Annotated in this window: 20 protein-coding genes; 14 read left to right on the forward strand and 6 right to left on the reverse strand. The window is 65.5% G+C overall.

Annotated elements, in window-relative coordinates:
* Position 1: 1 nt before the first annotated feature.
* From queE to MTX21_RS14535, 5 genes are all read left to right on the forward strand, one after another.
* Positions 2–634, forward strand: a complete 633-nt coding sequence (queE, locus tag MTX21_RS14515; RefSeq protein WP_280965484.1) for a 7-carboxy-7-deazaguanine synthase — start codon at positions 2–4, stop codon at positions 632–634.
* A gap of 17 nt (positions 635–651) precedes the next feature.
* On the forward strand, positions 652–1,017 hold the full coding sequence (locus MTX21_RS14520) for a 6-carboxytetrahydropterin synthase (RefSeq protein WP_280965485.1): 366 nt from the start codon (positions 652–654) through the stop codon (positions 1,015–1,017).
* Positions 1,018–1,021: 4 nt separating this feature from the next.
* Complete coding sequence (gene hemF, locus MTX21_RS14525) at positions 1,022–1,921, forward strand: oxygen-dependent coproporphyrinogen oxidase (protein WP_280965486.1); 900 nt, start codon at positions 1,022–1,024, stop codon at positions 1,919–1,921.
* Complete coding sequence (locus MTX21_RS14530; RefSeq protein WP_280965487.1) at positions 1,918–2,658, forward strand: HAD family hydrolase; 741 nt, start codon at positions 1,918–1,920, stop codon at positions 2,656–2,658. The genes hemF and MTX21_RS14530 overlap by 4 nt, the downstream gene beginning before the upstream one ends.
* Before the next feature lie 432 nt (positions 2,659–3,090).
* Positions 3,091–3,312: a DUF2158 domain-containing protein gene (locus tag MTX21_RS14535; RefSeq protein WP_280965488.1), complete on the forward strand. Its 222-nt coding sequence runs from the start codon at positions 3,091–3,093 to the stop codon at positions 3,310–3,312.
* A 189-nt stretch (positions 3,313–3,501) separates the two neighbouring features.
* On the opposite strand, the gene MTX21_RS14540 is transcribed toward MTX21_RS14535, so the two are convergent.
* Positions 3,502–4,251, reverse strand: coding sequence for a hypothetical protein (locus MTX21_RS14540; RefSeq protein ID WP_280965489.1), 750 nt, complete (start codon positions 4,249–4,251; stop codon positions 3,502–3,504).
* A gap of 346 nt (positions 4,252–4,597) precedes the next feature.
* Here MTX21_RS14540 and MTX21_RS14545 point away from each other — a divergent pair, with 346 nt between their 5' ends.
* The 3 genes from MTX21_RS14545 to MTX21_RS14555 all read left to right on the forward strand — a co-directional run bounded on the left by MTX21_RS14545 (position 4,598) and on the right by MTX21_RS14555 (position 8,006).
* Positions 4,598–5,458, forward strand: coding sequence for a site-specific integrase (locus MTX21_RS14545; protein ID WP_128943944.1), 861 nt, complete (start codon positions 4,598–4,600; stop codon positions 5,456–5,458).
* A gap of 6 nt (positions 5,459–5,464) precedes the next feature.
* Positions 5,465–6,646, forward strand: coding sequence for an IS91 family transposase (locus MTX21_RS14550; RefSeq protein WP_280970930.1), 1,182 nt, complete (start codon positions 5,465–5,467; stop codon positions 6,644–6,646).
* 413 nt (positions 6,647–7,059) lie between these two features.
* Positions 7,060–8,006, forward strand: a protein-coding gene (locus MTX21_RS14555) for an IS630 family transposase (protein WP_280965490.1) whose coding sequence is annotated in 2 segments (ribosomal slippage) — positions 7,060–7,398 and positions 7,401–8,006 — 945 coding nt in all. Because the reading frame shifts where the segments join, the coding sequence is not laid out codon by codon here.
* Positions 8,007–8,121: 115 nt separating this feature from the next.
* On the opposite strand, the gene MTX21_RS14560 is transcribed toward MTX21_RS14555, so the two are convergent.
* From MTX21_RS14560 to MTX21_RS14580, 5 genes are read right to left on the reverse strand one after another with little or no spacing between them, the layout of a single operon-like run.
* The gene (locus tag MTX21_RS14560) at positions 8,122–8,892 is read right to left on the reverse strand and encodes a sulfite exporter TauE/SafE family protein (protein WP_280965491.1); all 771 of its coding nucleotides are present in this window, start codon (positions 8,890–8,892) and stop codon (positions 8,122–8,124) included.
* On the reverse strand, positions 8,889–10,145 hold the full coding sequence (locus MTX21_RS14565) for a CCA tRNA nucleotidyltransferase (RefSeq protein ID WP_280965492.1): 1,257 nt from the start codon (positions 10,143–10,145) through the stop codon (positions 8,889–8,891). The genes MTX21_RS14560 and MTX21_RS14565 overlap by 4 nt, the downstream gene beginning before the upstream one ends.
* Positions 10,146–10,155: 10 nt before the next feature.
* The gene (locus MTX21_RS14570; RefSeq protein ID WP_280965493.1) at positions 10,156–10,419 is read right to left on the reverse strand and encodes a DUF6111 family protein; all 264 of its coding nucleotides are present in this window, start codon (positions 10,417–10,419) and stop codon (positions 10,156–10,158) included.
* Positions 10,416–11,087 carry a CoA pyrophosphatase gene (locus MTX21_RS14575; protein ID WP_280965494.1) on the reverse strand — a complete coding sequence of 224 codons (672 nt, stop codon included), beginning with the start codon at positions 11,085–11,087 and terminating at the stop codon, positions 10,416–10,418. The genes MTX21_RS14570 and MTX21_RS14575 overlap by 4 nt, the downstream gene beginning before the upstream one ends.
* A complete protein-coding gene (locus MTX21_RS14580; protein WP_280965495.1) occupies positions 11,084–11,707 on the reverse strand; it encodes a DUF1285 domain-containing protein in 624 nt (207 codons plus the stop codon). The genes MTX21_RS14575 and MTX21_RS14580 overlap by 4 nt, the downstream gene beginning before the upstream one ends.
* Before the next feature lie 249 nt (positions 11,708–11,956).
* Between MTX21_RS14580 and MTX21_RS14585 the strand changes: the two genes are divergently transcribed.
* The 6 genes from MTX21_RS14585 to MTX21_RS14610 all read left to right on the forward strand — a co-directional run bounded on the left by MTX21_RS14585 (position 11,957) and on the right by MTX21_RS14610 (position 21,961).
* Complete coding sequence (locus tag MTX21_RS14585; protein ID WP_280965496.1) at positions 11,957–12,955, forward strand: MoxR family ATPase; 999 nt, start codon at positions 11,957–11,959, stop codon at positions 12,953–12,955.
* Positions 12,955–13,899 carry a DUF58 domain-containing protein gene (locus MTX21_RS14590; RefSeq protein WP_280965498.1) on the forward strand — a complete coding sequence of 315 codons (945 nt, stop codon included), beginning with the start codon at positions 12,955–12,957 and terminating at the stop codon, positions 13,897–13,899. The genes MTX21_RS14585 and MTX21_RS14590 overlap by 1 nt, the downstream gene beginning before the upstream one ends.
* Positions 13,896–16,703: a DUF4159 domain-containing protein gene (locus MTX21_RS14595; RefSeq protein ID WP_280965499.1), complete on the forward strand. Its 2,808-nt coding sequence runs from the start codon at positions 13,896–13,898 to the stop codon at positions 16,701–16,703. Before MTX21_RS14590 ends, MTX21_RS14595 begins: the two co-directional genes overlap by 4 nt.
* 7 nt (positions 16,704–16,710) lie before the next feature.
* A complete protein-coding gene (locus MTX21_RS14600) occupies positions 16,711–18,774 on the forward strand; it encodes a hypothetical protein (RefSeq protein ID WP_280965500.1) in 2,064 nt (687 codons plus the stop codon).
* 245 nt (positions 18,775–19,019) lie between these two features.
* On the forward strand, positions 19,020–19,424 hold the full coding sequence (locus MTX21_RS14605; RefSeq protein WP_280965501.1) for a DUF2946 domain-containing protein: 405 nt from the start codon (positions 19,020–19,022) through the stop codon (positions 19,422–19,424).
* A 137-nt stretch (positions 19,425–19,561) separates the two neighbouring features.
* The gene (locus tag MTX21_RS14610; RefSeq protein ID WP_280965502.1) at positions 19,562–21,961 is read left to right on the forward strand and encodes a TonB-dependent receptor; all 2,400 of its coding nucleotides are present in this window, start codon (positions 19,562–19,564) and stop codon (positions 21,959–21,961) included.
* Positions 21,962–22,026: the final 65 nt, after the last annotated feature.

Raw genomic sequence — 22,026 nt, forward strand, 5'->3', positions numbered from 1 at the left:
TTTGAGTTACGCGGTCAAGGAGATCTTCCTGACCCTGCAAGGCGAAGGCGCCCATGCCGGACGCGCCTCCGTGTTCTGCCGCTTTGCCGGCTGCAATCTCTGGAGCGGCCGCGAGGCCGATCGCGCGGAGGCGGTCTGCAAATTCTGCGACACGGATTTCGTCGGCACCGACGGCACGCTCGGCGGACGCTACGCGACGGCCGCGGAACTTGCCGACACCATCGCCGGACAATGGACCGGCGCAGGCCACAACCGCTACGTGGTGCTGACCGGGGGCGAGCCGCTGCTCCAGGTCGACGCCGCCCTGATCGAGGCGCTCCATGCGCGCGGCTTCGAGATCGGCGTCGAGACCAACGGCACGATCGCGCCCCCCGAGGGGCTGGACTGGATCTGCGTCAGCCCCAAGGGCGGAAGCGAGCTCGTGTTGCGGCACGGCCACGAATTGAAGCTGGTCTATCCTCAGCCGCTCGCTGCGCCGGAATCTTTCGAGGGCCTGGCCTTCGAGCGCTTCTCGCTGCAGCCGATGGACGGGCCCGAGGTCGCCGAGAACACGGCACGCGCCATCGACTATTGCCTGCGTCATCCGCAATGGCGGCTCAGCGTACAGACGCACAAGTCACTCGGCATCAGATAGGATCGGTCTGCGAACAGATGTGGGAATTGACGAAATCCTTCCGCTTCGAGGCTGCGCACTCGCTGTCCGGAACGACCTTCGGTGCGGCGAGCGAGGAAATCCACGGCCACTCCTTCCGCGCCGAGGTGAGCCTGCGCGGCACGCCTGATCCGGTGACCGGCATGGTGGTCGATCTCGGCCTCGTCCAGCGCGCGATCGAGGACGTGCGGCTGACGCTCGACCACAAGTACCTCAACAAGATCGAGGCCATTGGCGTGCCGACGCTGGAAAACCTCTCGCGCTTCGTCTGGGAGCGCCTCCAGCATATCGAGGGGCTGACCCGCGTCAGCATTTACCGTGACAGTTGCAACGAGAGCTGCACCTATTACGGTCCGCAGGGCTGACGGGATGGCATCTGTAGTGGACCTGAGCACGATCGAAGAACGCAAGGCTCGCGCGCGTGCCTGGTTCGAGCGCTTGCGCGACGACATCTGCGAAAGCTTCGAGCGGCTCGAAGACGACGCACCCACGGCACTCTATCCCGGCGAGGCCGGCCGCTTCGAACGCACGCCGTGGCAGCGCACCGACCATACCGGCGCGCCCGGCGGTGGCGGCGTGATGTCGATGATGTATGGCCGCCTGTTCGAGAAGGTCGGCGTGCACTGCTCGACCGTCCACGGCGAATTCGCGCCCGAATTCCGGGCGCAGATCCCGGGCGCTGCGGAGGATCCGCGCTTCTGGGCCTCCGGCATCTCGCTGATCGCGCACATGCGCAATCCGCACGTGCCGGCGGTGCACATGAACACGCGCTTCGTCGTCACCAGCAAGGCGTGGTTCGGCGGCGGCGCCGATCTCACGCCCGTGCTCGACCGCCGGCGCACGCAGGAGGATGCCGACACGATCGCTTTCCACGCCGCGATGAAAGAGGCCTGCAGCGGACCGAACGGCGTCGCCGACTACGACAAGTACAAGACATGGTGCGACGAGTATTTCTACCTGCCGCACCGGAAGGAGGCGCGCGGCGTCGGCGGCATCTTCTACGACTGGCACGACAGCGGCGACTGGGACGCCGACCTTGCCTTCACCCAGGATGTCGGCCGTGCCTTCCTGAAGATCTACCCTGAAATCGTGCGGCGCAATTTTGCGACGAAGTGGACTGCCGGTGATCGCGAGGAGCAGCTCATCCGCCGCGGACGCTATGTCGAGTTCAACCTGCTCTACGACCGTGGCACGATCTTCGGGCTCAGGACCGGCGGCAATGTGGATTCGATCCTGTCGTCGCTGCCGCCGGAGGTGAAGTGGCCATGACCGCGATGAAGCCACTGCCCCGCGCCATGCTGATCGACATGGACGACACCATCCTGTCGGCCTATGGCCGTCCCGAGATCGCCTGGAACACGATCGCAACCGAGTTTGCCGAGGAGCTTGCGCCGCTGCCGCCGCAGCAGGTCGCAACCGCGGTGCTGTCCTTCGCGCGAAATTTCTGGGCGAATGCGGAAGCCGCGTGGCGGCTGAAGCTTGGCGAGGCGCGCCGCCTGACAGTCAAGGGCGGCTTCGCGGCGCTTGCGGCAGCCGGCCATCGCGCCCTTCCCGACGATCTCGCCATCCGCCTCGCCGATCGCTTCACCGCCTATCGCGAGGATGAAATGTTCGTCTTCCCCGGCGCGCATGATGCCATCGACCGGCTGAAGGCGCTCGGCATCAAGCTCGCGCTGGTCACGAACGGTGCTGCCGACATGCAGCGCGCCAAGGTCGAGCGCTTCGAGCTCGCGCACCGCTTCCACCACATCCAGATCGAGGGCGAGCACGGTTTCGGCAAGCCCGAGGAACGCGCCTATCTGCACGCGATGGACGCACTCGGCGTCACCGCGAAAGACACCTGGATGATCGGCGATAACCTCGAATGGGAAGTCGTGACACCGCAGCGCCTCGGCATCTACGCGGTCTGGATGGACGTGCATGGCGACGGCCTGCCCGAAGGCTCGACCGTGAAGCCCGACCGCATCATCCGCTCGCTGACCGAACTGGTGCCGGACCGGGTCTAAGCGGGGCGCACAACAAAAATCGAAAAACAACCCCATGCACTGTAGCCGGCTGCTGCAAATTCAACGACTTACGGATTTTACGAAACGTCTTTGACACGTCGGGCAAAACAGGGGCATGATGCCATCCTCGTGATGGCTGCAATGGAAGGCCTTAGTAGGCAGTCACCTGCGGCCCATCCTTCGAGATGCCCGCTAGCGCGGGCTCCTCAGGATGAGGTCTTGTCTCGGCGCAATGTGAGACCCTCATGGTGAGGAGCCCGCCCCAGCGGGCGTCTCCCGGACGATGCTTCGCATCGCCTAGAGAACCATGCAGGCCGAGCACCCACGTAGTCGTAAGAGCCAATCGGGATCCCCCACCACATTCGCCCGTGTTCGACATGTCATGACAAATTGCTAGCCTCGTCCGGGTCGATCAACTCGAAAGGACTATCTATGGAATTGAAAGTCGGCGATGTCGTGATGCTGAAATCCGGCGGCCAGCCGCTGACCGTCGCGGAGATCAAGGAGGACGAGGTGCTCTGCCTCTGGATGGGCATGGAAGGCGACCTGTTCCGCGAGACGCTGCCGCTCGCCACACTCATGCAGGTCGAAGAAGACCACGATGAGGATGAGGACGACGAGGACGAGGAAGAAGACGACGAGGATGACGAGTAAGTCCGCCTAAGACCCCATCCTGGTCAGATCGGAGCGTTCCGCTCCGGCGCGCCTGATGTCCGCTTCTTTGCCAACAACGGCGCGATAGCGGACATCGCTGGATGTCGCAGATGGGGCCAGAAGCGGCAGTCACCGATGTCCAGTCTTACACCATCGCCGGACCCGGCACGCTACACCTTTGGCGAACGATCAGAAGCCCACATACTCGTTCATGTAAAAGGTGTTGAGAATGGAAATCCGAGGCTGATCGGTTTTGATGGGCGGGCGGCCGTGCCAGCTCATCTTTGTCAGCGAGTGATAGGCCTTCAGGACCACGAACGCGTATCCGACATTGGGCAGGAAAGGGATGGTTTTCACAGGCTCCAGGCAGTACGAACCCACATGAAACAGGCCTTTGAGGGAAGCCCGATAGAGCGTCGTGCCGAGAGCTTCCTGGCTGATGTCGGCCGGACAATAAAGCTGCATCGTCACGACCTTTTTGCGTGTGTCCGGATGCGGCTTGATCTGGTAGCCATCCCTGTCCCAGTAGACCACCGGCTTCGCTATCAGCTTCAGAGCGTCGGCGTCGGGCACCTTGTCGCCGCGGGCGCGAATTGCGAGCCCGTCATGCAGTCTGTTCCGGATCGCCCGCTCGACCCCCTTCGAGGTCAACATGATCGATACCGCAGCCCATGCAAATCGCAGTGCCGGGTCGATCTTTTCGATGTTCTCGCCATAGAGGCGCAATGCCACACGAGTTCCCGTGTCAGTGATCGGATCATATCCTTGAGTGGGGACACTCCGTATCAGATCCCGGTAGAAATCCGCGGGAAAGAAATTGCGGAAGACAATATGCGGGAAGGGAAAAGAGAAATAATCGGCAGTCTCGATGCTGGTAACCGCATGTGCGGTGAGCTCGTCGGCCAGATCAGAAGGAGCTATCTCCGCAAGTGCCGCCATGAGGACACCTCAGAACACGCTTTTGTCTAACTCTTTCAATGCTCGCTTTCTGGCCGAAACAAGGCACAAGCAGTCACCGCGGAGAGAAATGAAGGGCATAATCGCCTTGGCTCGTCCGCTCAGAGTTCGCCAATCGGCGCCTCCGGGTCACGTAATACGCACGGCCAGCAAATGACGTCGGCCCAGCCTCCGAAATGAGACCTAGAGCGGTTCCCGACCAAATTGAATCGTTAGGGATTGAACGAAGCCGCTGGCGCGGCATGTAGGGAGGCGTAGCAAGGATTGCCTCCTGTCTGAGAGGATTGCGGGTTTTCGAAGCCCAACCCTTTAGACAGGAGGTTTTCCGATGGCTGAGATCAGCCCACTTCGCCGCCGCATGATCGAGGACATGACGGTCCGCAATCTGTCACCGGCGACGCAGCAATCCTACCTCAACGCCGTAGCGAAGTTGAGCCGATATTTCGGTCGTTCTCCTGACCGCCTCGACCTGGAGGATATCCGTGCCTTCCAGGTTCATCTGGTTGCGACGGGGATGTCCTGGCCGGCGCTGAACCAGATCGTTTGCGCACTGCGGTTCTTCTACGGTGTGACCCTTGGTCATGACACCGTTCCGGAGCGCATCGCCTATGCGCGTAAACCGCGCAAACTGCCGGTCGTGCTGAGCGCCGACGAGGTCGTGCGCTTCCTGGAAGCAATCCCAAGCCTCAAGAGCCGTACCGCGCTGACCACCGTCTATGCCGCAGGCTTGCGCGTATCGGAAGTGGTCCTCTTGAAGGTTGTCGACATTGATAGCCAACGGATGTTGATCCGGGTCGAGCACGGCAAGGGCGGCAAGGACCGTTACGTTATGCTCTCGCCGCAGCTTTTGAGGATTCTGCGGACGTATTGGCGGCTCACTCGGCCAAAGCGATGGCTGTTTCCCGGCCGAGACGACGAGCGTCCGCTCGTCCCCAACGTGCTGCACGCCGCCTGCCGTTCAGCCTGCGCTGCGGCCGGCTTGAGCAAGTCGGTGACAGTGCATACGCTGCGGCACACATTCGCGACCCATCTCCTGGAGAACGGGGCCGACGTGCGCATCATCCAGGTGCTGCTCGGTCATGCCAGTCTGGCCAGCACGGCGCGCTATACCCAAGTCGCCACCAAGACCATCAGCAATACGCCAAGTCCGCTTGACCGGCTCCGCCTGGAGGTCGTGCCGCCCGGCTGAGCGGACCTGATGGCTCCGGTTCTGGAAGTGGCGGATATCTTCCGCCGCCACGGCGAAGCGTTTCGGCAAGCCCGTGCCGAGCATCTGGGCCGCGTCGAGCGGCGCGTCATGGGCGCGATCACGGCATGCCGGACGGCTGTGCTCGGCGGCCACGTCGAGCAGTGCGATGACTGCGGCGCCACACGCATTGCCTACAACTCCTGTCGCAATCGGCATTGCCCGAAGTGCCAGGGCGCGGCGCGCGCGCAATGGCTCGCCGAACGGCAAGCCGAACTCCTTCCCGTACCGTATTTCCACGTCGTCTTCACCCTGCCGGCCCCCGCCGGAGAGATCGCCTTCCAGAACAAGGCCGTCGTCTACGCCATCCTGTTCCGCTGCGCGGCCGAGACGCTCGCCACCATCGCGGCCGACCCCAAGCATCTCGGCGCTCAGCTCGGCGTGACCGCCGTCCTCCACACCTGGGGCCAGACCCTGCAACACCATCCGCATCTCCACTGCGTCGTGCCCGGCGGTGGACCCTCGCTCGACGGCACACGCTGGGTCGCTTGCCGGCCCGGCTTCTTCCTGCCAGTACGCGTCCTCTCCCGGTTGTTCCGCCGCCTGTTTCTGCAAGAGCTGCAAGCTGCCTTCGCGGCTGGCCAGTTGGGTTTCTTTGGCGATCTCGCGCATCTGGCGGATCCCGCCGCGTTCACCCAACGCCTCGCTCAACTCCGACGGACCGACTGGGTCGTCTATGCCAAGCCGCCATTCGGCGGCCCCGAACAGGTGCTGGCTTATCTCGGCCGCTATACGCATCGCGTCGCCATCGCCAACAGCCGGCTGATCTCGCTTGCCGACGGCAAGGTCAGCTTTTCCTGGAAGGACTATCGGCAGAATCGCAAAGCCAAAGTGATGACGCTTAATGCCGATGAGTTCATTCGTCGCTTTCTCCTGCACACCCTGCCGGACGGCTTCCACCGCATCCGCCACTATGGTTTCCTCGCCAATGGCGGACGCAGCGATAAAATCGCCTTCTGCCGTCAACTCCTTACTGTCCGCAACCCTCCGACTGATCAAGAAGCCGGCGACGATCCCCTCACCAAATGGAAGATCCCCGTCTGCCCGCATTGTGGCGGCACCATGCGGCGCGTCGATGTCGTCCCGCGAGCCTGCGCCCGCGACCATCCGTTTCGTTGTGATACGTCATGACCAGCGCCTGCACCATCCACCTCCTCTGTGATCACCTTCGCGGTGGCAACGTCCGAAGTCGCCGCGGCCGCGCTCGTCACCGAACACCACGCCAATCGTTCGGCAACGCATCCCAGCGCAGCAAGTCGCTCGCTGGATCGCGCCCTTGGCCCTATCAAACGGGCTGCTCACATCCGATGAATGTCTCGCCGACGCGCGGCGACCACAGGAGCGCCTTCCCAGCAGCCGCACCCGCTGCACTATTCCCATAGCGCCCACAACTCCGCAGCTTCGTTCAATCCGGCTTCTATGAGGTCGCACGCACGACAGAGCGCGCGGCTCGCGCCTGCCACGCGACCTCACAGAACCCTCAAGATTCCCAAATCACGCCGGTTCTGATTCAAACTGCCTGCTGGCGAAGGAGGCCGGCGGGCATGGCGCCACCTCTTTCGATTGATCTCCGCAAGCGTGTGGTTGCCGCCGTTGCGGGCGGCATGTCGTGTCGGGAGGCCGCTGCGCACTTTCGAGTGGGCGTGTCGAGTGCGATCCGCTGGATGGCGCAAGCGCGCGAGACGGGCGAAGTGACGCCGAAGCCACAGGGCGGCGATCGACGCTCGCAGGCGATCGAAGCGCAAGCTGAACGCATCCTCGCGCTGATTGCGGCCAAGCCCGACAGCACATTGGAGGAACTGAAGGCGGCGCTCGCCGCCGATGGACACGCTTTCAGCGTCTCCGCGTTGTCGCGCTTCTTCCAGCGTCGCAAGATCACGCTCAAAAAAAGACTGTATACGCCACTGAGCAAGAGCGGCCGGACGTCCTGAAGAAGCGAGAAGAGTGGGTCGACGGCCAGATTGGCCTCGATCCTGACAAGCTCATCTTCATTGACGAGACATGGGCGTCAACCAACATGGCACGCCCGCGCGGGCGTGCGCCCCGCGGCGAGCGGCTGCGGGCCTCCATTCCGCACGGCCACTGGAAGACAACGACCTTTGTTGCAGGCCTGCGCCTGTCGGGCATGGTCGCGCCGATGGTTCTCGATGGGCCGATCAACGGGCTCGCCTTCCAGGCTTATGTGGACCAGGTGCTCGTTCCAGAATTGCGGGAAGGAGATATCGTCGTCATGGACAATCTCGGCAGCCACAAGGGCGCAGGCGTGCGCGCAGCGATCGAGGCTGCCGGCGCAAAGCTCCTCTATCTCCCGCCCTACAGTCCCGACCTCAATCCCATCGAGAACGCCTTCGCCAAGCTGAAAGCGCTGCTGCGCAGGGCCGCCGAGCGCACCGTCGAAGGCTTGTGGAACGCAATCGGACGCTGCCTCGATCGCTTCACGCCGCGCGAATGCGCCAACTACTTCGCAGCCGCTGGATACGAACCAACCTGATCGGGAACCGCTCTAAGCGAGACCTGCCAAATTCGTCGCAATGGGCCTGGAAGCCGACTCTTTTAACTCCACGCCTTGGACGAGCTTGGATCCGCGGTCCAGGCGCAAATGCCATCTACGCGATGAGCTGCTTCGCGGCCGCCGAGATCATCACCAGGCCACCGGTAATCACGGCGACGTCGAGGATCGCGGTGTGGATATGCACCGGCATCCGCTCGACGAAAGCTTTCGCCAGGAACGCGCCGGGTATGGCGATCGCGCCGATCAGAAGCGCAAGGGCGAGCACCTGCGCGGTCACGGCGCCGGCCAGGCCGAACACCGAGATCTTGATGAGGCCGGTGCCGAGCGAGATCATCGCATCGGTCGCGATCACCGCGGCGCCTTCGAGCCCCGCCGCCATCAATAGCGAGAGCAGGATCACGCCGGAGCCCGACGTGCCGCCCACCAGCACGCCATAACCGACGGAACCTGCCGCAAGGCCGGTATTGCCGATCTTGACCTCACGACGGCGGAGCACGCGACGCAATGGCACGCTCAGGATCAGCATGGTGCCGATCACGAGAGCGGCGCCGGCATTGGTGAGGCGCGTATAGCCGTAGGCGCCGAGCGCGGTCGTCACTGCCGCGCAGGCGAGCACGATCAGCGCGCGGCGGCGATCGGCATAGCGGACATAGGCAGCCGCGCGGCTGAGATTGGTGAAGATCGCGGAGATCGCGATGATCGGCACTACCGGCTCGGCGCCGACCAGAGGCACCAGCACCAGCGGCATCAAGGCGCCGGTGCCGTAGCCGGCAAGGCCGCCGATGATCGAAGCAAACAACGCCATCAACGCGACCAGCAAGAGCTGAAGGATCGAGATGTCAGCGAAGCCTGAGACGATGGTCACGTTTTCTGATCGCGGCTGACGCGTGCCGCAGCTTGATCGGCGATGGAGGCGAGCGCCGCCTCGTCTAGGGGAAAATTCGCGGCAAGCCAAGCGTCCTCGGCGAGCGTCAGCACGTGCCCGAGCGAAGGTCCTTCCGCAAGACCGCGCGCGATGAAGTCGGCCGCGCGAAGCGGAAACTTCGGCGCGGTCCAGCGCTGCGGCAGTTCGGCGAGCTCGCGCCAGCGCGATGCATCCACGTCAACGCCGCTCCTCGCCCAGGCCAGCAACACGCGATCGTGATAACGCTCGGCACCCAACCGGTACAGCAGCCGCCGCGCATGGGCCTCGTCCTTGGCGACAAACCGCCACCAGCGATGCCCCATCGAATCGAGCGCCTTGGCTTCGGCATTGGAGAGCCTTAGGCGCACGGCGACGCGCTTCGCATCCTCGGTCACGGCCACCGTCAATGCGGCAAGGCGCCGGGTCGCACTCGCCGGCAGACCGAGCGTGCGCTCGATCGCGATCATCGCCGACAGCGGCCCGGTATAGGCGACGCCTCCGATCAGGGCTTGCAGCAAACCGCCCTCGACCATCGCGCCGACCGCAGCGGCCGCGCCGCCCGCTACCAACAGCTTCAGCATCTCCATGCGCACGCGTTCGGCCGAAAGATTCGCAAGGCCGGCGCGGCCGCGGATGCAGGCGAGACAGCCGTCGCGATCGGGCTCGCCGACGCCGAAGGCGGCGTGGATGCGGAAGAAGCGCAGGATACGCAAATAGTCCTCGGCAATGCGCCGGTCGGGATCGCCGATGAAGCGCACACGGCGCGCGGCGACGTCGGCGAGCCCGCCGACATAGTCGTGCACGGCGCCGCTCGCATCGACCGACAATCCGTTCATGGTGAAGTCGCGCCGCTCGGCGTCCCTCATCCAGTCGCGGCCGAAGGCGACCTTGGCCTTGCGGCCGAACGTCTCGGTATCCTGGCGCAGCGTCGTGATCTCGTAAGGGTGCCCGTCGATGACGAGCGTGACGGTGCCGTGGTCGACGCCGGTCGGCACGCTCTTGATGCCGGCGCTCTTGGCGCGCCGCATCACCTCTTCCGGCAGCGCAGTGGTCGCGATGTCGATGTCGCCCGGCGACAGGCCGAGCAGCGCGTTGCGTACGGCGCCGCCGACCACGCGCGCTTCCTCGCCATTGGCGTTGAGCAGTTGCAGGACGCGCGCAGTCCCGCCGGAGGTCAGCCAGGGCGCATCGGCAAGCAATGGCTCCGCGCTCATCTCTCAGCCCCTATCTTTCCATGCCCGGCACGAGCTTGCCGTTCTCGAGATGGGCGGGAACGTAGGTCGAATCCGGTGCGGCGCCGGAGAAATGCGCAAGCCCGATCAGGCCCGCGATCACCAGCACGAGCGCAACCAGCGCAAGACGAGCGATGGTGTAGATCTGCCAGGATGACTGCACGAACAGGCCGGAGCGCGTAGCGACCAGGAAAAGCGCATAGACCGCAAAAGGAATGAGGAAAATTCCGATCTCGGTCAGCGCCGGCCGGATCATGACACATAGATCCGCTCATAAAGCACACGCAACATTCCGGCCGTCGCGCCCCAGATGTAGCGTTCCGCAAACGGCATCGCGTAGTAAAATCGCTCCATGCCGCGGAATTCCTTGCTGTGCACCTGGTGGTTCGTCGGGTTCATCAGGAAGGATAGCGGCACCTCGAACGCATCATCAACCTCGGAATGATTGATCGTGAGCTGAAAGCCCGGCCGCACCCTGGCGACGGTCGGCAGGATGCGGAAGCCGAAGGCGGTGCCATAGAGATCGAGATAGCCGATCGGCTCGACGAAATCGCGGGAAAGTCCGACCTCTTCCTCGGCCTCGCGCAGCGCAGCATCGAGCGGGGACGCGTCGGTCGCGTCGATCTTGCCGCCGGGAAAGGCGATCTGGCCGGCGTGATCGCTCAGATGCGCCGAGCGCTGCGTCAGCAGCACGGTCGGCTCGGGATGGTCGACCACCGCGATCAGCACCGCGGCCGGGCGCACCGGCTGCTCGCGCGCGACGATCTCGAGCATCTTGTCGGTGCCGGGATCGCCGGAGGCCGGAATGATGTTGGGATCGTAGAGGCCGGGCGGGACGTCGAAACGGAGGCGCGCGTTGGCGCGGGCGAAGAAATCCGCCGCGCTGGTCGCGACGGGCTCGTTCTTCAGGACAGGCTTGTTCAAAGTGCGGCCCTCACCTGCTCCGCGTCGGCCATGGCGAAGAATTCGCCGGCCGACTCGACGCCGAACATCGGCTGGCCATCGACCATCCGCTCCTCGCCCATGTCAACCAGATCGTAATAGAGCGCGCGGGTCACCTTGGCCCAGAGATCGGCACGCACATGCAGGTAGGGCGTCAACCCGCCGTCGTCAGCCTCTTCGAAGCGAAGCCTATGCGCGGCATCGCAGATGACCCAGTCGTCGACATTGGTGCGGAAGCGGAGCACGCGATGGTTGTCGTCGCCGTCCTGCTGCATCTCGACCGCCATGAACGGCGCATCGTCGACGCGGATGCCGACCTTCTCCACCGGCGTGACGAGGAAATGCTTGCCGTCTTCGCGCTTCAGGATCGTCGAGAACAGGCGGACGAGCGCGGGCCGCCCGATTGGTGTGCCCATGTAGAACCATGTACCATCAGCGGCGATTCGGATGTCGAGATCGCCGCAGAACGGCGGATTCCAGAGATGCACGGGCGGTAACCCTTTTTGCGCGCCTTGCGTGTTGGCGGCACTCTTTGCAGCGCTCTTGGCGGCGGCAGTCAGCCCCTCAAGACCGCGATCGGTGCTCTGCCCTTGGTTCGCCATGGTTTGCCCTGACTTTGTCGTTTGGCACGTTTGCTGCAGGTCTACGTTGTATGTGGGTGCGCGGTTCCATACCGGACTAATCCGGTATGGGAGGTCGCCACTTCGTGATGCCGTACATATCCCGAAGCCGATAAGGTGGGGATAGGTTAATTCAACGAATACATGGCCTTCCCTGCAAGTCTAGCATGGGGCCCATGTCATGACATGACGACGCAAGCGAGCCGCATGGCAGGTTCAAGGAGCTGACGGATGGCGGAAAGTGTCGAAAAACTCGAGGACGGAGTAGTCCGTTCGGCCGAGCAGGTGTCGAGCCAGATTCGCGCGGCGAAGGACGCGATCGCGACCGTCATATTCGGCCAGGATCGCGTGATCGAGAACACGCTGGTCACGATTCTCTCCGGCGGTCACGCACTCCTGATCGGCGTGCCCGGCCTTGCCAAGACCAAGCTGGTGGAGACGCTCGGCGTGACGCTCGGTCTCGATGCCAAGCGCATCCAGTTCACGCCCGACCTGATGCCGTCGGACATTCTCGGCGCCGAAGTGCTCGACGAGAGCACCGCCGGCAAGCGCTCGTTCCGCTTCATCGCGGGTCCCGTGTTCGCGCAGCTCCTGATGGCCGACGAGATCAACCGCGCGAGCCCGCGCACGCAATCGGCGCTGCTGCAATCGATGCAGGAGCAGCACATCACGGTTGCCGGCGCGCGCCACGATCTGCCGAAGCCATTCCATGTGCTGGCGACGCAGAACCCGCTGGAACAGGAAGGCACCTATCCGCTGCCCGAGGCGCAGCTCGACCGCTTCCTCATGGAGATCGACGTCGACTACCCCGACCGCGACGCCGAGCGGCGCATCCTGTTCGAGACCACCGGCGCCGAGGAGACGCTGGCCAAGGGATCGATGACGGCGGATGCGCTGATCACCGCACAACGGCTGGTCCGGCGGCTGCCGGTCGGCGATTCCGTGGTGGAAGCGATCCTGTCGCTGGTGCGCTCGGCCCGTCCGGGACCCGAGGGCGGTGACGCCGGCAAGTTCATCGCCTGGGGACCCGGCCCGCGCGCCAGCCAATCCTTGATGCTCGCGGTGCGCGCCCGCGCGCTGATCGACGGACGTCTGGCGCCTTCGATCGACGACGTACTCGACCTCGCCGAGCCCGTGCTGAAGCACCGCATGGCGCTGACCTTCCAGGCGCGCGCCGAAGGTCGCACGATTCCGGACGTGATCGGGCAATTGAAGACACGGATCGGTTGATGGCCGCAGACAACGGGCACAAAGCGAAGGAGACCGTAGCGATCCGACGTGCCGATGGCGAAAGCCGCACGCTCGCCGCATCGCTGCCGCGCCTGGTGCTGGAAGCCCGCCGCATCGCCGCCAACGTCATTCACGGCCTGCATGGCCGCCGCCGTGCCGGCTCGGGCGAAAGCTTCTGGCAGTACCGCCGCTTCGTCTCCGGCGAGCCGTCGCAGAATGTCGACTGGCGGCGCTCGGCACGGGACGAGCATCTTTATGTCCGCGAGCATGAATGGGAGGCGGCGCATACGGTCTGGATCTGGCCCGATCGCTCGCCCTCGATGGCGTTCGCCTCGAAGCAGGCGCGCGAGTCCAAGCTCGAACGCACGCTGATCGTGGCCTTTGCGCTGGCCGAGCTCCTGGTCTCCGGCGGCGAGCGCGTCGGGATTCCCGGCCTGATGGCGCCAACCGCAAGCCGCAGCGTCATCGACAAGATGGCGCAGGCGATGTTGCATGACGATGCCGACCGCCTGAGCCTGCCGCCGTCCTTCATTCCCTCGGCGCTCGCCGAAACGGTCGTGCTGTCCGACTTCTGGTCGCCGATTGCGGAGATCAGAACCATGCTTGCCGGGCTGTCCGGCTCCGGTGCCCACGGCACGCTGGTGCAGATCGTCGATCCTGCCGAAGAGACCTTCCCCTATGCCGGCCGGGTCGAGTTCGTCGAGCCGGAAGGCTTCGGCATGATCACCGCCGGCCGCGCCGAAAGCTGGGTGCAGGATTACACCGAACGCCTCGCGCAGCATCGCGACCAGATCCGCGCCGAGACCAACAAGCTCGACTGGTTGTTCTCGACGCATGCGACCGACCGCTCGGCCGCAGAACTGCTGCTATTCCTGCATGCCGGCATGCAGGTGAGCAAGTCGGGCGCGCGCTCCACCACGATCAAGGCGGGGCCGGCCGCATGATGGGATTGCCGCTCGCCTTCACCGAACCGCTGCTCCTGATCGGGCTCGTCAGCCTTCCCGTGCTGTGGTGGCTGCTCCGCGTCATGCCGCCGCGGCCGCGCCGCATCGAGTTTCCGCCGACGCGGCTGTTGTTCGACATCGCGCCGCGGGAGGAGACGCCTTCGCGGACACCCTGGTGGCTGACCGCGCTGCGCCTGCTGGCTGCGGCGCTCGTGATCTTCGCCGCCGCCGGCCCGATCTGGAATCCGCAGACCGGGATTGCCGGCAGCAAGGCGCCGCTGATGATCATGTTCGACGACGGCTGGAGCGCCGCCTCCAACTGGGAGGCCCGGATCAGGGCTGCCGACGAGCTGATTGCCAATGCCGACAACGACCGCCGCGCCATCGCGCTGGTGCCGCTGTCGGAGCCGAACCGCGACATCACCCTGATGCCGGCCGGCGCTGCGCGCGTTGCGCTGCGGCAGCTCGCGCCAAAGCCCTATTCGATCGAGCGCGTTGAAACTCTCACGGCGATCGACCGTTTCCTCAAGGCGACCGGCGACTGCGAGATCGCCTGGCTGTCGGACGGTGTCGACACCGGACGCGGCGAGGAATTTCTGCAAGGCCTCGGCAAGACGATCGGAGATCGCAGCTTGACCGTGTTCGAAGGCGGCACGTCCTCACCGCTGGCGCTCGCCGCAGCAGAGAACGCGGCTGCCCGGATGACGGTGAAGGTGCTGCGCACCGACAGCGGCATCGCCGCCGGCACCGTTCGGGCGCTGGACCAGAAGGGATCGCCGATCGGCGAAGCGCGCTACACTTTCGGCTCGCAGGACAAGGAGACGGAAGCCGCGTTCGACCTGCCGGTCGAGCTGCGCAACGACATCACCCGGCTCGAGATCTCCGGCGAGCGTTCCGCCGGCGCGGTGCAATTGCTGGACAAGCGCTGGCGTCGCCGCGCCATCGGCATCGTCTCGGGCTCGACCAGCGAGACCGCACAGCCGCTGCTGGCGCCGACGTTCTATCTCACCCGCGCGCTGGCGCCGTTCGCCGACGTGCGGCTGGCCGACAAGGGTTCGCCGCAGCAGGGCATCACTCAGTTCCTCGACCAGAAGCTGCCGATGATCATCCTGGCCGATGTCGGGACCATCGCGCCTGAGCTGCGCGAGCGTCTCAACGCCTGGCTCGACCAGGGCGGCGTGCTGGTGCGCTTCGCCGGTCCCCGCCTCGCGCAGGCCGAAGACGATCTCGTGCCGGTCAAGCTGCGCAAGGGCGGCCGCACGCTCGGCGGCAGCCTGACCTGGGAGAAGCCGCAGCATCTCGCCGCCTTTGCCGGCGACGGGCCGTTTGCCGGCGTCGCCGTCCCCAAGGACGTTACCGTGAGCCGCCAGGTTCTGGCCGAGCCCGACGCGGTGCTCTCGACCAAAAGCTGGGCCTCGCTCGAAGACGGCACGCCGCTCGTGACCGGCGAGCATCGCGGCAAGGGTCTCGTCAGCCTGTTCCACGTCAGTGCGGATATGCGCTGGTCGGACCTGCCGATGTCCGGCACCTTCGTCGAAATGCTGCGACGGATCGTCGACATGTCCGGCTACACGTCAAAACCGGGCCCCGGCGTCGCCAGCGAGGCAAGCAGCGAGACGGTGGCGCCGCTGCACATCCTCGACGGCTTCGGCGCGTTCGGTCCGCCGCCGGCAAGCGCCAAGCCACTGCCCGCGGATTATCGCGACCGTGCCACGCCGGACCATCCGCCCGGCTTCTATGGCCCGGCGGAAGGACCGCTCGCCGTGAACACGCTCGCCGCCGCCGACCGCATCGCACCGCTCAACACCGCGAGCCTGCGCGCGCGGCACGCCACCTACAGCAATGCCGAGCCGCGGGACTTGCGCGGATGGCTGCTGTCATCGGCGCTGGCGCTGTTCCTGATCGACGCCTTGATCGTCGCGCTGCTCGGCGGCGGCCTCGCCGCGCTGCTGCGCCGCCGTGGCGCAACCGCCGTACTCGCGATCGGACTGGTCGTTGCCGGCCTGGTGTCGCCCTCACCGTCGCGCGCTGACGGCGCCGCGGACGAGTTCGCGATGAAGGCGGTGTCGCAGACCCGGCTTGCCTATGTCGTCACCGGCAATGCCGACGTCGATTCCATCGTCAAGGCCGGCATGGCCGGACTGACGCTGTTCCTGGCGCAGCGCACCGCGCTCGAGGCCGGCGACCCCGTCGGCGTCGATCCGGCGCGCGACGAGCTGGCCTTCTTCCCGCTGGTCTACTGGCCGATCGTACCGGGTGCCCCGAAGCCGCCACAGGACGCGATCAACAGGATCGACGCCTATATGAAGCAGGGCGGCACCGTGATCTTCGACACCCGTGATGCGGTGGAAGCACCGCCCGGCGGGAACGGCGCATCGCAGACGCCCGGCATGCAGGCGCTGCGCGAGATCCTGTCCTCGCTCGACGTGCCCGAGCTCGAGCCGGTGCCGCGCGAGCACGTGCTGACCAAGACCTTCTACCTGCTGCGCGACTTCCCCGGCCGCTTCAACTCCGGCCAGACCTGGGTCGAGACGTTGCCGCGCGAGGACGACGACGAGAGCGCGCAGCGGCCCGCGCGCGGTGGCGACGGCGTCTCGCCGATCATCATTACCTCGAACGATTTTGCGGGAGCCTGGGCGATCCGTCCCGACGGCCAGCCGATGCTACCGCTCACGCCGGGCGAGCCGCGCCAGCGCGAATTCGCCTTCCGCGCCGGCGTCAACATCGTGATGTACACGCTGACCGGCAACTACAAGGCCGACCAGGTGCACGCGCCGGCCCTGATCGAGCGGCTGGGACAATAGGATCGACATGAATTACGGCATCGCGTTCACGCCGCTTGTCCCCGCGATCGTGCTCTGGGTAGCGCTCGCCGCGATCGTGGTGATCGCGGCCATCCTGCTGCTCGCGCGCGCGCGCGGCGCTGCCGTGCGCGTGGCAGCGCTGGCGCTGTTCCTGCTGGCGCTCGCCAACCCGTCCTTCACGCGCGAAGACCGCGATCCCCTCACCTCGGTTGCCGCCGTCGTCGTCGACAAAAGCCCAAGCCAGAACTTCGGCAACCGCACCCGCGAGACCGCGCAGGCGCAGCAATCGCTCGTCGACACTCTGAAGAAGATCAAGGGTCTCGAAGTGCGCGTCGTCGACGCCGGGCAGGCCGACGGCGAAACCGACGGCACGAGGCTGTTCGGCGCGCTCGCCTCTGCGCTGTCGGACGTGCCGGTCGACCGCGTCGCCGGCGCGTTCCTGATCACCGACGGCCGCGTCCACGACATTCCGGCCAACGCCGCCGCGCTCGGCTTCCAGGCGCCGGTGCACGCGCTGATCACGGGACAGAAGGACGAGCGCGATCGCCGCATCGCGATCACGGCGGCGCCGCGCTTCGGCATCGTCGGCCAGACCCAGACCATCACCTACCGCCTCGACGATCAGGGCGTCAGCGGCGAGCGCGCCAAGGTCACGGTCCGCCGCGACGGCGAGACGATCAACGAGCGCACGCTGTCGAGCGGACAGAGCGCGAGCGTCGACGTCGACATCAAGCATGCCGGCCCGAACATCGTCGAGATCGAGGCGTCACCGCTCGAGCGTGAGCTGACGCCGGTGAACAACCGCGCCGTCGTTGCCATCGACGGCGTGCGCGACAAGCTGCGCGTGCTGCTCGTCTCCGGCGAGCCGCATTCCGGCGAACGTACCTGGCGCAACCTGCTGAAGTCAGACGCCAGCGTCGATCTCGTGCATTTCACCATTCTCCGGCCCCCGGAGAAGCAGGACGGCACGCCGATCAACGAATTGTCGCTGATCGCGTTTCCGACCCGCGAGCTGTTCCAGCAGAAGATCAACGAATTCCAGCTCATCATCTTCGACCGCTATGCCCGCCAGGGCGTGCTGCCGATCGCCTATTTCGACAACATCGCGCGCTATGTGCGCTCGGGCGGCGCGGTGCTGGTTTCGGCCGGCCCCGATTACGCGTCGAACACCAGCATCTGGCGCACGCCGCTGGATTCCGTGCTGCCCGCCGAGCCTGTCGGCGTGACCGAGAAGCCGTTCTATGCGCATCTGTCCGACATCGGCAAACGCCATCCCGTCACGCGCGGGCTGGAGGGCTCCGCGAGCGAGCCGCCGCATTGGAGCCGCTTCTTCCGCACCGTCGACACCCGCAATGCCGTCAACCCGCCGGTGATGACGGGCGTGGACGGCAAGCCGCTGTTGTTCCTGTCGCGCTTCGGCGAGGGCCGCGTCGCGCTGCTGCTCTCCGATCACATCTGGCTGTGGGCGCGCGGCTATGAGGGCGGCGGCCCGCATCTCGATCTGCTCCGGCGGACGTCGCACTGGCTGATGAAGCAGCCCGATCTCGACGAGGAAGCCCTGCGCCTCCAGGTGCAGGGCAAGGATCTCGTGGTGATTCGCCAGACCATGTCGGACAGCGTCCAGCCGGTCAGCGTCACCTCGCCCTCGGGGGTGAGCCACGATCTCACCTTGAGCGCCGGCGAGCCCGGCGAATGGCGCGCCAGCCTGCCGGCCAACGAGCTCGGCCTGTGGCAGGCGACCGACGGCACGCTGAAGGCGCTGATCAACGTCGGCCCGACCAATCCGAAGGAATTTTCGGAGGTCACCTCCACCACCGAGACGTTGAAGCCGCTCGCGCAGGCGACCGGCGGCAACGCCGTGCGGGTGGTCGACGGCTCCAGCGTCGATCTGCCCCGCATCGTGCCGGTGCGGTCGTCCAGCGTGTTCCATGGCGATGGCTGGATGGGGGTCAGGATGCGCGACGCCAGCGTGGTGAAGGGCGTCGGCGTGCTGCCGATCTTCGCCGGCCTGATAGGGCTCCTGCTGCTGCTCGGCGCGTTCGCCGCGACCTGGGTCCGCGAAGGACGCTGACCCTAAAGCGCGATGTCATCGCGCTTTGGCGGTATTGTTTGAGCATTGTTTGAGTATGATCTTCTCGGAGAACCGCGTCGCGCTTTTCCGGATCATGCTCCGTTGCCCGAACGACACATCGCACGGCCGGTCTGCCCCGGCCCGCCGGGCGACGGTTGACATCCGCTGAGCGTTCCTGCGATGTTACTTTATAACATCGCGATGTCAGGGGATTGGCGCCTCGCGATGTGGGGTGCGTTCACAAGATGAAATGGTTCCGGTCGAACATCAGGCACGGCGCTCGGCTCGCGCTTTTCGCGCTGCTGGTGCAGTTCGCGCTGACGTTCGGACATAGCCATTGGTTCGCGCAGGCCGCACCGCTCGCACAGCAATCGCTGCAGCAGCCTGACGGCTACAAGGGTGTTACCGCGGTCGACCGCGCCGCGGTCCAGAAGCAAACGCCCTCGAGCCCCGATCGCGAGCAGCCCGGCGACGACAATTGCGCGATCTGCGCCGTGGTCGCGATGGCGGGCACCGTCGTGTTCGCGACGCCGCCTTTGCTGCTGCTGCCGCAAGCCGTGGAGCTGCTCTACCGCTCCACTGACGCTGAATTCATCCATCTGAAATCGGCCGGTGCGGCATTCCAGCCCCGCGCCCCTCCCGCGTCCTGACCTCCAACGCTTGATCACGCCCGGACTCGTCGCGGCCTTGAGCAGCGGCAATCGCCCGGGAGCCGTTGAAGTCGAATTGCAGGCCGCCTCCGATCAACAAGCAGACTTTCGGACGGCGCCTGACCGGAATCAGGACAATGACATCTAGATTGCGACGCGCGCAGCGCCTTAGCGGAGCAAGCCTGCTCCTGCTCGGCGCCGCCGCGACCCCGGCGCTCGCCCAAGAGTTGGCCCAGGAAAAGCCGGCCGCCACCGAGCTTCCCGCCGTCACGGTCACGGCGCCGAGCCCCATCCAGCGCAGGGCGGTCGTGCCGTCACGCACCCCAAGCCGCGTCGCCCGCGCCGCGCCTGCACGCCACCGCGAACGTGCGGCCGAACCCGCGCCGCCGGCCCCTACTCCACCCGCTGCACCTCAGCAAGGCGTGCTGCCGATCGTGACCAACCAGTTCGCCACAGTCACCGTTGTGCCGAACGAGGAGATCCGCCGCGAGGGCGGCGGGCAGCTCGGCGACCTCCTGTTCTCCAAGCCCGGCATCACCGGATCGAGCTTCGCGCCTGGTGCCTCCAGCCGGCCGATCATCAGGGGTCTCGACGTCAATCGCGTCGGCATCGTCGAGAACGGCACCAATTCCGGCGGCGCATCCGACCTCGGCGAGGATCACTTCGTCCCGATCGATACCCTTGCAACCAACCAGGTCGAAGTGGTGCGCGGGCCCGCCGCGCTTCGCTACGGCTCGACCTCGATCGGCGGCGTCGTGAGCGCCACCAACAACCGGATTCCGGATGCAGTGCCGACCTGCGACGCGCCGCCGTTCCAAACTTACGGCCTGCCGGCCAAGGCACCGCTCGCCACAGCCGCGACATCGCCCTGCGTCACGGCCGAGACGCGCTCCGCCTTCACTTCGGTCGATCGCGGCGTCGAAAGCGGTGTGCTGCTCGATACCGGCGGCGGCAACTACGCCTTCCATGCCGACGTGTATGGCCGCAACACAACGGATTACGGCATCCCGAGCTACCCGTATCTGTTCGACCAGACGCGGCCCATCACGAACGGCCGTCAGCCCAATTCGGCGACGCGCTCGGACGGCGCCTCGCTCGGCGGCTCCTACTTCTTCCAGGGCGGCTATATCGGCGCAGCGATCACGCAGAACGACTCGCTCTACCACATTCCCGGCATCGACGGCGCCGACCACAACACGCGGATTGACGCCCACCAGACCAAGATCAACGTCAAGGGCGAGTACCGGCCCGATGCCGCCGCGATCGACACCATCCGCTTCTGGGCCGGCGCCACCGACTACCGGCACAACGAGATCGGCCTTGCCGATCCCCTCGATCCCAACAGCGACGGCGTGCGGCAGACCTTCACCAACAAGGAGCAGGAGATCCGCACCGAGGTGCAGTTGATGCCGTTCAACGCCCGCTTCGCCGAGGTGACCACGGCGTTCGGCGTCCAGGCCGGCCACCAGGAATTGACCGCGCCGAGCCCCGACGATCCGGGCAGCCCACTCAACGGATTATGGGACCCTAACAATAACAACAGGGTCGCCGGTTACGTCTTCAACGAGCTGAAATTCACCGAGACCACCAAGGCGCAGATTGCCGGACGCATCGAACATGTCGATCTCTCCGGGACAACGCCGGCATTCATACCTCCCGTGTTCGACGTTAATATCGACCCTGCCAGTATTGGTCCTGCCACGCCGCGGAACCTGCACTTCACGCCCAAGAGTGCGAGCATTGGCCTGCTCCAGGATCTGCCGTGGGGTCTGGTTGCCAGCGTTACCGGTCAATACGTCGAACGAGCGCCGAAACCGGCAGAGCTGTTTTCGCGCGGCGCGCATGACGCGACCGCTACCTTCGACATCGGCAATCCGGACCTCGGCATCGAAACGGCAAAATCGATCGAGGTCGGCCTGCGGCGGGCGACAGGGCCGTTCCGTTTCGAACTCACCGGCTACTACACGAGGTTCAACGGCTTCATATTCCGCCGATTGACCGGCAACACGTGCGACGATGCCGCTTGTGTGGACATCGCCAATCCGGACCAGCTTGAACTGCAGCAAGCGAGATATTCGCAGCGCGATGCCATCTTCCGCGGCGGCGAATTCCAGTCGCAACTCGACGTCGGCGCGTTCCATGGCGGCATCTGGGGCATCGAGAACCAGCTCGACGCGGTGCGCGCCACCTTCACCGACGGCACCAACGTGCCGCGCATTCCGCCCGTGCGGATCGGCGGCGGCGTGTTCTGGCGCGACGACAACTGGCTGATGCGCGTCAACCTGTTGCACGCCTTCGCGCAGAACAACGTCGCCCCGATCGCGGAGACGCCGACGCCGGGCTATAACCTGCTGAAGGCCGAGGTCAGCTACAAGACCAAGCTCGGTCCCAATCCGTTCGGCGCGCGCGAGATGACGGCCGGCCTCGTCGGCAACAATCTCCTCAACGAGAGCATCCGTAACGCGGTGTCCTACACGAAAGATCAGGTTCTGATGCCCGGCATCGGCGTACGGGCGTTCGCCAACTTCAAGTTCTAGCCGAGACACGAAGTATCGGGTTTGGCTTCCGAATCGCGCCGGAGGTGCGCTGCACCTCCGGTTGC

It is taken from the genome of Bradyrhizobium sp. ISRA430 (assembly GCF_029909975.1).
Lineage (GTDB): Bacteria > Pseudomonadota > Alphaproteobacteria > Rhizobiales > Xanthobacteraceae > Bradyrhizobium.

Bases quoted from the DNA above. Each gene is read 5' to 3' on its own strand.
- MTX21_RS14520 (WP_280965485.1), top strand. From the start codon at position 652: ATGTGGGAATTGACGAAATCCTTCCGCTTCGAGGCTGCGCACTCGCTG.
- hemF (WP_280965486.1), top strand. From the start codon at position 1,022: ATGGCATCTGTAGTGGACCTGAGCACGATCGAAGAACGCAAGGCTCGC.
- MTX21_RS14530 (WP_280965487.1), top strand. From the start codon at position 1,918: ATGACCGCGATGAAGCCACTGCCCCGCGCCATGCTGATCGACATGGAC.
- MTX21_RS14535 (WP_280965488.1), top strand. From the start codon at position 3,091: ATGGAATTGAAAGTCGGCGATGTCGTGATGCTGAAATCCGGCGGCCAG.
- MTX21_RS14540 (WP_280965489.1), bottom strand. From the start codon at position 4,251: ATGGCGGCACTTGCGGAGATAGCTCCTTCTGATCTGGCCGACGAGCTC.
- MTX21_RS14545 (WP_128943944.1), top strand. From the start codon at position 4,598: ATGGCTGAGATCAGCCCACTTCGCCGCCGCATGATCGAGGACATGACG.
- MTX21_RS14565 (WP_280965492.1), bottom strand. From the start codon at position 10,145: ATGAGCGCGGAGCCATTGCTTGCCGATGCGCCCTGGCTGACCTCCGGC.
- MTX21_RS14570 (WP_280965493.1), bottom strand. From the start codon at position 10,419: ATGATCCGGCCGGCGCTGACCGAGATCGGAATTTTCCTCATTCCTTTT.
- MTX21_RS14580 (WP_280965495.1), bottom strand. From the start codon at position 11,707: ATGGCGAACCAAGGGCAGAGCACCGATCGCGGTCTTGAGGGGCTGACT.
- MTX21_RS14585 (WP_280965496.1), top strand. From the start codon at position 11,957: ATGGCGGAAAGTGTCGAAAAACTCGAGGACGGAGTAGTCCGTTCGGCC.
- MTX21_RS14590 (WP_280965498.1), top strand. From the start codon at position 12,955: ATGGCCGCAGACAACGGGCACAAAGCGAAGGAGACCGTAGCGATCCGA.
- MTX21_RS14595 (WP_280965499.1), top strand. From the start codon at position 13,896: ATGATGGGATTGCCGCTCGCCTTCACCGAACCGCTGCTCCTGATCGGG.
- MTX21_RS14600 (WP_280965500.1), top strand. From the start codon at position 16,711: ATGAATTACGGCATCGCGTTCACGCCGCTTGTCCCCGCGATCGTGCTC.
- MTX21_RS14605 (WP_280965501.1), top strand. From the start codon at position 19,020: ATGAAATGGTTCCGGTCGAACATCAGGCACGGCGCTCGGCTCGCGCTT.
- MTX21_RS14610 (WP_280965502.1), top strand. From the start codon at position 19,562: ATGACATCTAGATTGCGACGCGCGCAGCGCCTTAGCGGAGCAAGCCTG.